The sequence below is a fragment of the Membranihabitans marinus genome (assembly GCF_021729155.1).
GTDB lineage: Bacteria > Bacteroidota > Bacteroidia > Chitinophagales > Saprospiraceae > Membranihabitans > Membranihabitans marinus.
Genome location: NZ_JAJQYA010000038.1, coordinates 1 through 13,292, shown reverse-complemented (window position 1 = coordinate 13,292; position 13,292 = coordinate 1). Strand labels below are relative to the sequence as shown.

The 13,292-nt window shown below is 39.6% G+C and carries 9 protein-coding genes and 1 tRNA gene; 1 reads left to right on the top strand and 9 read right to left on the bottom strand.

Annotated features, from left to right (window positions below):
- Nucleotides 1–3 precede the first annotated feature (3 nt).
- The 9 genes from LVD51_RS17290 to LVD51_RS17250 all read right to left on the bottom strand — a co-directional run bounded on the left by LVD51_RS17290 (nt 4) and on the right by LVD51_RS17250 (nt 8,338).
- Entirely contained in the window at nt 4–867 is an 864-nt protein-coding gene (locus tag LVD51_RS17290; RefSeq protein WP_236972620.1) for an SDR family oxidoreductase, read from the bottom strand.
- Between the two features lie 51 nt (nt 868–918).
- Nucleotides 919–1,500: a Crp/Fnr family transcriptional regulator gene (locus tag LVD51_RS17285; protein WP_236972619.1), complete on the bottom strand. Its 582-nt coding sequence runs from the start codon at nt 1,498–1,500 to the stop codon at nt 919–921.
- A 158-nt stretch (nt 1,501–1,658) separates the two neighbouring features.
- Nucleotides 1,659–1,732, bottom strand: a tRNA-Arg gene (locus LVD51_RS17280).
- Nucleotides 1,733–1,826: 94 nt separating this feature from the next.
- Entirely contained in the window at nt 1,827–2,894 is a 1,068-nt protein-coding gene (locus LVD51_RS17275; protein ID WP_236972618.1) for a T9SS type A sorting domain-containing protein, read from the bottom strand.
- Between the two features lie 55 nt (nt 2,895–2,949).
- Nucleotides 2,950–4,773, bottom strand: coding sequence for an ABC transporter ATP-binding protein (locus LVD51_RS17270; RefSeq protein WP_236972617.1), 1,824 nt, complete (start codon nt 4,771–4,773; stop codon nt 2,950–2,952).
- Between the two features lie 48 nt (nt 4,774–4,821).
- Entirely contained in the window at nt 4,822–6,174 is a 1,353-nt protein-coding gene (accC, locus tag LVD51_RS17265) for an acetyl-CoA carboxylase biotin carboxylase subunit (RefSeq protein WP_236972616.1), read from the bottom strand.
- Between the two features lie 37 nt (nt 6,175–6,211).
- Nucleotides 6,212–6,724 carry an acetyl-CoA carboxylase biotin carboxyl carrier protein gene (accB, locus tag LVD51_RS17260; protein WP_236972615.1) on the bottom strand — a complete coding sequence of 171 codons (513 nt, stop codon included), beginning with the start codon at nt 6,722–6,724 and terminating at the stop codon, nt 6,212–6,214.
- 4 nt (nt 6,725–6,728) lie between these two features.
- Entirely contained in the window at nt 6,729–7,295 is a 567-nt protein-coding gene (gene efp, locus LVD51_RS17255; RefSeq protein ID WP_236972614.1) for an elongation factor P, read from the bottom strand.
- A gap of 44 nt (nt 7,296–7,339) precedes the next feature.
- Complete coding sequence (locus LVD51_RS17250; RefSeq protein ID WP_236972613.1) at nt 7,340–8,338, bottom strand: beta-ketoacyl-ACP synthase III; 999 nt, start codon at nt 8,336–8,338, stop codon at nt 7,340–7,342.
- Nucleotides 8,339–8,661: 323 nt separating this feature from the next.
- Here LVD51_RS17250 and LVD51_RS17245 point away from each other — a divergent pair, with 323 nt between their 5' ends.
- Nucleotides 8,662–12,945 (top strand): T9SS type B sorting domain-containing protein, encoded by a 4,284-nt coding sequence (locus LVD51_RS17245; RefSeq protein ID WP_236972612.1) that lies wholly within the window; start codon nt 8,662–8,664, stop codon nt 12,943–12,945.
- Nucleotides 12,946–13,292: the final 347 nt, after the last annotated feature.

Genomic DNA, 13,292 nt, shown 5'->3' with positions numbered 1-13,292 from the left:
ATTTTATCCTTCCACCCTCTTAACTTCCGAATTAAAAAAGTCCTCCAGTCGATGCCTCCCATATTTAGGGGCTATATTATCAATAGCCATAGCTGATAAAAAAAACTCTATGGGACCATAGGTTTTAGATGAAGTAAAAATTCTTAATAACCAAATTATAGCTCGGCGAATTCCATCGGGGATATGAATGATTTTCACGGGTTTATCCCATGCCTTTAGCGCGAGGGCAGCCAATTGATTTTGGCTTAAAACATCGAGGCCACCAACATTTGCTTCCCATACTCCTTCCTCCATTTTATCAACACAAATCACCGCTAGGTCCTCACCGTGAATGGGATTGAGCTTTAACCGTCCGTCGCCAAACAGAAAGACCCTTCCTCGTTTAGCCATTTCCAGAAAATCTCTCATATCTGAAAAAAATCCATTGGGTCGAATAATACAATAGTTTAAACCAGAGGATTTCAATCTATCTACAAACTTTTCCTTTGCTTCAAATATTTTCAGTCTTCTAAGCTTATCCCCATTAATGGCAGAGATGTATTGAAAAGAAGATACATGGTCAGCTATGGCCTCGGACAACAAATTGGCATTTCCTTCATAATCCACATCCATATAAGTCAATCCTTCTTTTTGACGAGTAATGCCAATGGTAGAGAACACCCAATCAATATTTTTAGTTACACCAACTAGACTTTGGGGATTGGTGATTTGTCCGACAAAGAAATCATCCACATCATTAAATAGTTCTTTCTGGCTATCTTTCCGGATTAGCACCCTAACCCAATAACCTCTTGATTTTAATTCTTTTACTAGATATTGTCCTAAATAGCCTGTGGCCCCAGCCAATAAAATTCTTTTCGCATTCATTGTTTTTTGTACAAAAATACTGGGCAAAGACAAGAATTCTATTGATCATAGTTAAGATCGCATTTTCTTATTGATGCGCGATTTAATTCTGCTCAAAGCTTCGGGTGAAACGCCAAGGTATGAAGCGATATACTGTTGTGGTACTCTATGAAATAATTCCCCCTGATTACTGAGCAATTCTAGGTATCTCTCTTCAGCTGACTTTGTCACAAAAGAGGCAATGATTTTTTGACAAGTGATAAGTTCATTTTCGGTGGCCATCCTAGCGATTACTTCAAACTTGGGAGCCTCTCTTAACAGAACTTCAATTTTAGATTTCTCGAAAATAAAAATTTCACTATCCTCTACGGCTTGATAATTTTCGAGAGCTGGAACATTGAATGTAAAACTTTCTCCCGCGCAAATAAACTTCCCTTCTGTATAGAAAAAAGCGGTTTTATCAACTCCGTCCACATTGTAAAAAAGCCGAACACAACCTTTGGTCAAAAAGTATATTTCATTGGATATTTTTCCCTCGGTGAAAATATTCTCATTCTTTCGGTATTCTTTTTTTACCACTGACTGCTTAAGCAGTGATATTTCGTCTTCCGTTAGAGCAGTATAAAGCTTAATATTTTGGATTAACTCTTGCATTGATTTATATGATTCTTCGTCCCCAATTGTTATCGCCAGTCATAATACAACTATTTAGAAAAAACAAAAAATATATAACAATAACGATAGGCAAAAGAGGTGGATAGTTAGCTATAAAATCAAAAGAGGTGAAACCGTTATCCGATTTCACCTCTTTGTGACCGCGGGAGGATTCGAACCCCCAACCCTCAGAGCCGAAATCTGATATTCTATCCAGTTGAACTACGCGGCCGTTTTAGAAAGCTCTGCAAAAATAGCTATTTTTTAAATATACAATAACCTTAAAGCAAAAATATTTATAGCTTGGAATCTTCCTACCGATAATTTTACGGCTTGAGCACAGTCAATCTTTTGGTAATGATGCGTCTACCATAAGAATCGACTAAACCGTAAAGATAGGGTCCTTTTTCAAAATTAGAAACATCGATCTGTATGGCTTGGTTGCCGATTACATCTACTGAGGTCCGATATTTCTCCTGCCCCAAAATATTGTATATAACCACGGTGTACAGTCCGGGTTTCAATTGATTCAATTCAATATTTACCGTGCTCAATGCCGGATTGGGGAAGGCGTATATATCCGGTCGCAAATTGTTGCTTACTATAGTTTTTTCGGAAAGATATTCACGTACTTCATACTCCAAAAACATGGGTTTTCTATCGTATGGATTGATCTTCACCATAGCTACCGGCATGGCCTTATCGGGATCATAAAAATTGATATGGGTACTTATGGCGGCCCCAAATAATTTGACCATATCCACATAAGGGGTAAAATCTTGCCAATCCTTATCGCCCACCTTTAAGAAAAACTTATAGTTTTTATCACTTCTCACCCATTCCCTAAATACATTTTGATAGGACAATTCATACTTTAAACTGCCAAATCCGTCTATCATTTTAAAATCCTCCGACTCGATTTCTATCCTTATACTATCGGCTGCTACGGGCAATTGAGTTCGCAAACTTCCATTGAGATATTCCACGGGAAAAGAGATCGTAGCGGTGTATTGTTGTTCTTTTTCTTGGTGATACCTATGGGGATAATTGGCCATCAATACTGGATCGCTGTACATCACATCTACCGGTATCATTTGACCTTGGATATAGAATCCGTATTCTCCGAGTAAGTATAGATTGTTATTGACATTCTTAAAGTACAATTCCCTGCCATCGTATTTTTTCAATACAAAATCGGCAGACTTAAACTGCTGATAGGAATGTCCCTGTCTGGGAGACAGTATTTGATCTGGTCTCAAAAAAGGAGCTCGGGCAACACTCACATCATAGGTAGCGTTTTGTCCCTCATCGCCCACTAAAATATTTTGCGGAATTCGATCGACAAGCATAAACATAGAATCGCCCAATGATGGCATCCAATTCTGTGCCAACACCTTCGCAGTTTTACTAACGGAAAAGATTAATAATATAAGTAAAAATCGATTCAAATTATTTAAAGCTCTGAAGTTCAACAAATTTTTTATAAACACCGTCGGCATCTATCAAATCATCATGTCGGCCTTGTTCTATTATCCGACCTTCTTCCAATACCACTATTCGATCTACGTTTTTGATAGTTTGTAAACGATGGGCAATCACTATAATTGTCTTATCATCGCCCAAGCTTTCGATAGCTTTTTGAATGGTGTCCTCAGACTCACTATCCAAAGCACTCGTAGCTTCGTCCAATATCAATATTGGCGCATCAAAATATAAAGCCCGTGCCAATACGATGCGCTGCCTCTGTCCACCACTCAACTTTCCACCACCTTCTCCAACAATAGTATCTAAGCCCTTTTCCATATGTTTAACGAAGGTCCACACATTGGCCTGGTGACAAGCTTTCATCAATCGTTGGTCGTCGTGCTGTACATCGTTTAAGCAAATATTATTGCGAATACTATCGTGAAACAATACCGGTTCTTGGGATACGATACTGATGTTTTGACGAAACGAGGTTTCATTGTATTCTTTAATATCTACATAATCAAATAAAATACGCCCCATAGTAGGCTTCTGAAACCGACAAATTAAATCCACTAAAGTCGTCTTTCCAGAACCAGAGGCACCGACTAAGGCAATTCGTTCTCCTTGATTGATCTCCAAATGAATATCCTGCAATACAAAGGATTCTTCATTGGGGTATTTAAAATTGACACCGTCGATGGTTATCAGATTTTTCAATCCTGCAAACTCAAATTCACCACTGGTCAATTGGGTTTCCTGATCGGATTTCAGCAATTCATATATCCTAGAAAATGCTCCCATCCCCTTCTGGTAATTATAATAAGCAGCAGAAAAAGACTTGGCGGGATCAATTATATTGTAAAACGCGAAGATAAAAGTGATAAAAGTACTGGCTTCCATAGCTCCAGTAAATACCTGGCTACTGCCCAAATACAGCAATACCGCCACTACTGACACTCCTAAAAACTCGGACAATGGCGATGCCAAATCTTTGCGAAACAATATCTTGTTGCGCAACACACGAAAACCTTCGTTGTAGATGGCAAATAATTTATTGACGTAATCCTGAGCGTGATAAGCCCGAATGGTTTTGATGCCGTGGATGGACTCTTCGGTAATAGACAACATGGAACCCACTAAATCTTGCGCTCCTTTGGAATCCTTTTTCAACCTCCTACTCAAGCCGCCGATAACTACGGCAGTAAATACTATAAGTATCAATACGTATAATGTCAGGGTCGGACTGACATATAACATATAGCTCAAACTTCCGATAATAATAAGGGGAGAGCGAATGATGGCTTCCAATACCGACAGCACACTGGATTCAAACTCCACTACATCGCCACTGATAATGGTCAACAAATTGCCCTTGCGCTCATCCTTGTAAAAGTTAAAAGGTTTTACCAACAAAGTATCGAATACCCTTTTCCTCAAATCTCTAACCACACCATTGCGCAGAATAGCGATAAATACTAGGGCTACATACCTAAAAACATTTTTCACCAAAAAATTGACCACGATTAACCCACAGACAAATAGCAGGGCTTGATCTTTGCCATTGGCTTCGATAAAGGCATGTAAATGGTAATTGATAAAAGGCATTAAATTGTCCATCGAGAAACCATCTGGCTTAACGATATCCGTTTTATTTACCTGATCAAATAAAACATCAAAAAAAGGCTTTAGAACGGGAATACTAACAACGGTAAACAACGCAACCAGAATATTAGCTAAAAAATGCCCTCCCAAATACCATCTATAGGGTTTTAACAGAGACCATATTTCTTTCTGCTCACTTCTCACTGGGGTATTTACATTTTACATATCTACAGAACTATTGAACGATAGATATTATTCTGAATCTTCCGGTTTCAATTCGAAATGATTCATAAAATCAGTATCAAAATCACCTGCCCTAAACCTTTCATCTTTCATCAATTGCTTGTGAAAAGGTATGGTAGTCTTTACCCCTTCTACAATAAATTCATCCAAAGCACGCTCCATCTTCTTAATGCACTCTTCTCTGGTTTGTGCTTTGCAAATCAATTTGGCAATCATCGAATCATAGTAAGGCGGTATTACATATCCCGCATATACATGGGTGTCTACTCTCACTCCTTGACCTTTGGAACTGTGGAATCCGGTAATTTTACCCGGACACGGTCGAAAATCTTTAAAAGGATCTTCGGCATTTATCCTACATTCCATGGCGTGAAGAACAGGGGTAAAGTTTTTGCCAGAGATTTTCTCTCCCATGGCCACTTTAATCTGTTCTTTGATCAAATCGTGATCGATAACCTCTTCGGTAACCGTATGTTCTACTTGGATCCTAGTATTCATTTCCATAAAATAGAAATTCCGGTCTTTGTCCACCAAAAACTCAACCGTACCTACACCTTCATAATTAATGGTTTTGGCCGCTTTGATGGCAGCACGTCCCATGCGATCTCTCAACTTAGGAGTCATAAAAGGACTGGGGCTTTCTTCCACTAGTTTTTGATGTCTTCGTTGGATGGAGCAGTCTCTTTCACTAAGATGACTTACTTTACCGTATTGATCACCGATAATCTGGATTTCGATGTGACGAGGCTCTACTATAAACTTCTCTATATATATACCGTCGTTACCGAAAGCCGCACCGGCTTCTTGTCTTGCTTTATTGAAGTTTTCCTCAAACTCCTCTTCCGATCTGACTATCCGCATCCCTTTTCCACCACCTCCAGCGGTAGCTTTTACAATTACGGGATAGCCCATTTCAGCTGATATTTTCAAACCATCAGCTACAGATTCCACCAAGCCTTCAGATCCCGGAATAGTGGGCACTTTGGCTTTTTTCATGGTTTCTTTTGCCGTAATTTTATCCCCCATCAATCGAATGTGTTCGGGAGATGGGCCTATAAATTTGATACCATAATCGGTACATATTTCTGCAAAATCGGCATTTTCAGCCAAAAATCCATACCCTGGATGGACGGCGTCGGCATTAGTTATTTCCACCGCAGCCATTATCTTGGGAATATTTAAATAAGACAAATTGCTTTGAGGAGGTCCTATACACACTGCCTCGTCGGCAAATCGAACATGAAGACTTTCTTTGTCAGCCGTAGAATATACCGCTACGGTTTTTATCCCCATTTCTTTGCAAGTCCTTATCACTCTCAAAGCGATCTCGCCTCGATTTGCTATCAAAATTTTATTGAACATATCAGAGTTATTCGTTAAAAAAAATATGCAAGATCCACTAATTAGGATCTACAAGGAAAAGAACCTGATCGTATTCAACAGGCGCTGCATCTTCAATCATGACTTTTACTATTTTGCCACTGATTTCAGACTCAATTTCGTTAAACAATTTCATTGCTTCTACGATACATACTACACCGCCTTTTTCTATTTGATCTCCTACCTTAATAAAAGGTGGTTTGTCCGGTGAAGAAGAGCGGTAAAAAGTACCTACCATAGGCGACTTTATCTTAAGCAATTTACTTTCATCAGATTTGGCCTCTCCACCATCACTATCATCACTACCACCTTGGTCTACAGCTTGGCTTGAAGTAGCCACTACTTGATCTGCTGGAGATGGGTTGTTGGTTTGACCACCAGACATGTGAATAATAGGAGTTGTTTCTTTGGTCTTTTTCTGATATTTATCTGTCTTGACTGCTATTTCAAATTCTCCATCTTTCATTTTAAATTCAGAAAGATGAGAATCGCTAATCAATTTTATTAATTCTGTTATTTCGTTGTAATTCATAGTATTATTGTTTAACTCTTTCAAGATAGTTTCCAGTCGCTGTATCAATTTTCACCAAGTCGCCTTGATTAATAAATAAAGGAACGCGAACCTCGGCATTGGTTTCCACCTTTGCAGGTTTGGTTGCATTGGTTGCGGTATCTCCTTTTACACCAGGCTCGGTATATGTAATCTCTAAAACCACATTTTGTGGCAATTCTACTACTAAAGGACGTTCTTCAGCAGCATGGAATAAAATATCAACCGACATTCCTTCCTTCATAAAATGAGCATAATCAACCATTTCTTTATTTATTGCCACTTGCTCATAAGTATCATTATTCATAAAGTGATAAGAATATTCATCCTCATATAAATATTGGAATACTCTGCGCTCAACTCTAACTACTTCAACAGAATGACCAGCAGGAAATGTATGATCCAACACCTTACCTGTGGTTATACTTTTCAATTTTGTTCGTACAAAGGCATTTCCTTTGCCCGGTTTTACATGCTGAAAATCTATAATTTGAAATAAATCATTGTTAAAATCAAGGCATAAACCTTTCCTAATATCTGATGTATTTGCCATAAAAATTTCGTTTATACTATTTGATACTGTTACAAAATAATAAATTAATTTGAATCATAAGCCCAAGTTAAATAAATGGATCCCCAAGTAAATCCCCCACCAAAAGCGGTAAATATCAACTTATCCCCTTTTTTTAATTGTTTCTCATAATCCCACAAACACAAAGGCAATGTGGCTGCCGTTGTATTTCCATATCGATCGATATTGACCATGACCTTTTCTTTAGGTATTTCTAAAAAGTCGGTCAAGGTATTTATTATCCTCATATTGGCCTGATGTGGTACTACCCAATCGATTTCCTCTTTCGTCATATTGTTGCGATCTAAGATGGTATTCGTCGCAGTTTTCATACCACTTACTGCAGCTTTGAAAACCGGTCGTCCATCTTGAAACACATAATGATCTTTATTCTTAACCGTCTCTGCTGAGGTAGGCAATAATGATCCCCCTCCTCTCATATTGAGATATTGAGCACCATTGCCATCACCGTGTAAATCCGCATCAACAAAACCATTGTCGTCTTCACTTCTCTCTAAAAGTACGCAACCCGCTCCATCTCCAAATAAAATACAGGTAGATCGATCTTCATAATCAATTATTGAAGACATCATATCTACTCCGATTACCAATATTTTCTTGTAAGCTCCCGATTCTATAAATCTACATCCCGTGGTCAATCCAAATAAAAACCCAGAACATGCCGCTCCCAAATCAAAGCCCCAAGCATTGGTTGCTCCCAATTCCTTGGCTATGGTATTGGCCGTATCCGGAAATCTCATATCTGGTGTTACCGTAGCACATATTACTACTTCAATATCCAATGGATCGGTTCCATTTTTTTTCAATGCTTCTTTTGCGGCATTTACGGCCATAAAAGAAGAGGCCTTCCCAGGCTCTTTTAATATTCTTCGCTCTTTAATTCCAGTCCGAGAAATGATCCACTCATTGTTGGTATCTACCATTTTTTCCAAATCAAAATTGGTCAACTTGGTCTCTGGCACATAGCCACCTACTGCTGAAATGGCTGCTTTATATATAGCCATAATTGTATACTGATTTAATTTTACGCCTGCAAGGTATAAAAATTAGTGGATAGAATGGACAATAAATTCAAATGGTCAGCATTGATCTGCACCACATTATATCGACGATTGGTAAAAATATAAATAAGTTTAATATATAATTTTATATCTCAAAATCATTTAACCGCTAAGGGCCTAGATCGTGTACTGATATTGGAAATTGAAACTATTAAGTATTAAAAAATCAACTTTTGGTAATAAAGAAAAATAACTCACGTTTTTTACTTAGTTCATTAAAACTATTGATCTATATTTGTGCTCTTAAACATTTCATATTCAACTTTATGAGAATACATAATTTATTATTAGTCATCTTATTGGTTTCCTCGAAATCGGTCTTTGCCCAAACAGTAAATTTTATACACATCCCATCATCCCCTGTAATAGAGAGCCGTGCCAACTGCCCTTCTATGGATGCTGGAACGGCAAGTCTTCAACCATTGACCCCCAATGTGACCCCGTCACCCCCCAATGAGGTAACACTTTGTTATGGACAATCGATAAGAATTCAACACGATGGCAATTATAATTTAACCGAGGATCCAGATCCCTCCACACCAGCAGGAATACGCTATGCCATATTCACGGCCCAACCCACTACTACTGCCGTAGTTAATAAAGCTAACCTATTGGGTGAAAGCAATATTTTAAAACGAAATGATACTTTAATTGTCGCCTCTGCCGATCCCTATGGCAATTTTATAGCCAATAACGATGGCAGCTTTTTGTCGCAATTAGGATTGACTGGTCCGCAGACTTTGTGGTTTGCCCCCATCACGGTTCACAATATTAGTGGAAATCCTATAGATTTCTTTGAGACTGATGATGCTTGTATCCAGATCAATAGCAATAGTGCTTTTTCTATTACCTATCTCAATGAGTTAAATTATACGAATACACCATCTTCCACTACCGATGGAAGCATTACGGTTACAGGAGGATTACCAGAATTGGATGGCAGCAATTATACCGTCACCCTAACCGACAACGATACCGATATGGATGTTCCATTGACGGGATCGGGATCTAGCTTTAACTATGCCAATATAAATCCTTCATCCGCCCATACGTTGACCATTGCCGATGACAATGGTTGCCAGCGATCCTTTATTCTTTCTTTTGAGCCCGGGACACCCATAGTGGCTACAATTCCCGATATGCAAGTAGCCGAAGGCAGTAATTTTTGTATCCCGGTAACCGCGAAAATGTTTAGAGATGTCGGTTATTTTTCTTTTAGCTTAAAATGGAATCCCGGCATCATCGAATTAGACACAACTAATTCCAAGGCCAATACAATAAGCAATGTAAACCCTATTTTGATGGGATTTACTTTGAGTTCTTATAATGCCGACAATGCGGCAAACGGAGTTCTTACCCTACTCTGGTTAACCCCTTCTGCTTTGGTCGACGTCCCAGATGATGAAACATTGTTTGAAGTGTGTTTTACCGCCAAAGGTCAACCCGGTCAGTCTAGTCCAGTGACCTTTGAAGATAATCCAACGGCCATTAATTTTGGTACACTATCCACACCCATTCCTTATACCATGGAATCTGGGAGCGTAACCATTGCCCCGCAATCCGGTTTAGATTTCTCTTATTCTGCTTGTGCAGACGCGGGAGGAAACAGTACATTGGACGTAACCATATATGGAGGTATTGCCCCTTACAGTTATGGACTTGTAGGTCCATCTCCACAGGCCAGTATGACATCCAGTCCCAACTTTCAATTAACTGGGCTTTTAGCGGGTAGCTATACCTTAACCATCACCGATGGCGATGGCAGTATGACGAGTAAAAATATAGATTTAAGCGGGAATAATATAGTTCTCAATCCCATGATTACCGCCAACAATTGTACCGATGTCAATCCTATGGGGCAAGTCTATTTAGAAAACATCGATCCAACAGCCTACAGTATCGAGTGGGTCCACAACGGATTAACCTATTACGGAATGGACACATTGAAAAATATTGAAAGCGGTAATTTTACCGTGACGGTTACCGACCAAAACAACTGTAGTGCCACAATATCTGACGTTATTCCGGATAATCAACTCGATTATACCGTAAACATTACCAATGCAGCAGCCTGCGACAACTCTGCTCCGGGTCAAGCAGACATTACCATAACCGGTGGCACACCTGGCTATACCATTAGTCGGACGGGGTATAATGCCACGACATTGGGCAGCCATACCCTAAGTTTTTATAATTCTGACTCCTATCGGATTGCCGACATCAATGGTTGTGCCGTTCAATTGGATTTTGCCGATGAAGGTGGGTCACAAACTTTCACTATTGACACATCATTTCATAATCATATTAGATGTTCTAATCCTGGCTCTGCAGTGGATTCTATCGGTGGACGATTTCGTATTAATGTTACAAGCACTATTCCGGGAGAACATTTTATGGATGCTGATGTCTTTAGAAATGGCATACCCTATTTAAAACCGATGATCGTCAACCCTTTGGCCGGATTTATTTGGCTACAAGACCTTGAAGAAGGGGATTATGAGATAGTGATTAGAGGAAGTTGTGGATCTAGAGCGGTGGATTTTGAGATCAGAGATTTACGAAATAGTTTCTTGGCCGATGCCATGGTCACTCCTATCGGTTGTAATGGAGGCACGGGTAGTATAGATATCACCATGACACCTGCCAAATCTACATATACCTTTGACTGGTCCAATATGGCCACTACGGAAGACTTAACTGGCTTGGCCGCTGGTGAGTATATGGTTACCATCTTGGATCCCGAATCCAATTGTAGTTTAGAAAGAACTTATACCATTCAAGAAGGCTTGAGTTATACTAAGTTAGAAGAAGCCATTCCGTGTGATCCATCTGCATCGGTATCAGTAGGGGTTACTATTACCTCAGATTACAATACCATTACATGGGACGGTGGAGAAACTACAGAAATAATCACGGCTACTTCACCTGGATATTATCCCTTCACGATTACCTTAAATGACGCTACATGTGCCGACATCAGAGATTCTATCTTAGTAGAGTCCTTATCTGGCGGTGTAGATATTACCATGTTCAACTCCACTATTGTCAGTGAGTGTAATACCCCAGATGCCTTTGTATCGGTCAATCTCAATGTTCCATTAACCGATGTTGACTTTTCATGGGATGATGGCCCATTAATGACAGGTAAAAATGACTACAGGGTATACGATGATGAAGACCATAACCTAAAGATATACAAAGACAATTGTGTAGCCTTGGATACCACCTTTTCAGTTGACTTCATGGGGCTTATAAAAATTGACAGTGTAGTCACAGATATTAGTTGCAATGGAGCCAACGATGGAAGCATCGATGTCTTCACTACTGGTGGAGGAGGTGCAGGCTTTAGTTACCAATGGTCACATATTCCGGGTGGACCAAGTCCCATTAGCTATCGATCACTCAATAGTTTAGGACCTGGCACTTACGATTTACAAATCATGGATTTATCGCCACCTACTGCCAGTCCATGTCCAGCTATAAATTTAAGTTTCACCATAACCGAACCAGCAGCATTAAGTGTAGCGGTATTAACCGATCAAGTAGTGATGCCTACCTGCCCTGGAGATTCCAATGGTATGATCCCATTGGAAATGATAGGTGGCACACCTGGCGACATTGAAGTATTGTACTCATTTTCTGGTGGATCGATGACTACTGACCAATTATCGATAGACAATGCCAGAGCCAGTAATTATACCATTCAACTTACCGACGCCAGAGGTTGTGAGGCCAATACCACTTATACTTTAATGGAACCAGAAGCCATATCGTTTAACATTCCACCGATTGAAGAGCCGTTATGTGCAGGATATACTACAACAGTTTCCATTACTAGTGCCATGGGTGGAGCGGGCACTGATTACCAATTTGCTATCAATGGCGGCATTCCAAGTCCTCTGGGTGGCACCATAGACATTACAGGAGGAAGTCATACCATTACGGTTTTTGATGCCAATGGTTGTTCCTCTGATCAAGATATTGTCATCAGAGATCCCAATCCTATTTCTGTAGCCTTTAACACCGGAGACACCATTCAGGTTTCATTGGGTGAGACTACAGATATTACGGCTCGAGTAACGGGAGAAAATCCGATAGTCACTTACGACTGGATGCCTACCGAGCTCAATATGTTGGCTACGGACAACATGGTTAGTTTTACCGCGATATCTAATTTACCCATCACTTTAACCGCCACAGATTCCAGGGGATGTATGGGAATAGGAGATGTTTTTGTATTGGTTAGAAAAACCAGGGATTTGGGTATCCCCAATGCATTTACTCCGAACGGTGACGGCGAAAATGAAACTTTGACGGTGATTCCAGGACCTAGTGTTCAAAACATTAAATCTTTGGCAGTATATGACAAATATGGTGCTTTAGTGTGGCAGAAAGAGAATATCAATCCCAGTCAGGCAAATGTATCGGGATGGGACGGTGTACAAAATGGCAAGGATGCCAATGCTGGCTTATATGTATTCTTAGTACAAGTAGAGTTTATAGATGGCGAAGTAGTTCAGCGACGTGAAGATGTAATGTTGATAAAATAAGAGTTGTAGATCGACTATAAATCGAAGATATAGAAAACGGTTTCCCATTGTGGGGAACCGTTTTTTTTTATTCTGTTTGTTATATGGTGGTAAGCGACCAAGCCATTACGTCTTTATGCAGTAATTAATCGAGAGGAACCTTTTGTAAAATGAACAGCTTAATCAATTAGGTTCTATCATAGAATACTCAGTCATACCCAGACATCTTTATAAATAAGTCCTGAAAGCGGCGCACTGAGCTTGGTCGAAGTGGACGTAGTCTAATAGCCGGTAAGCCATCAACTAACTACGTATTGATCAGGGTATAAAAAGGCTATAAATTTGCTTCAAAAGAAGTAAATGAATAA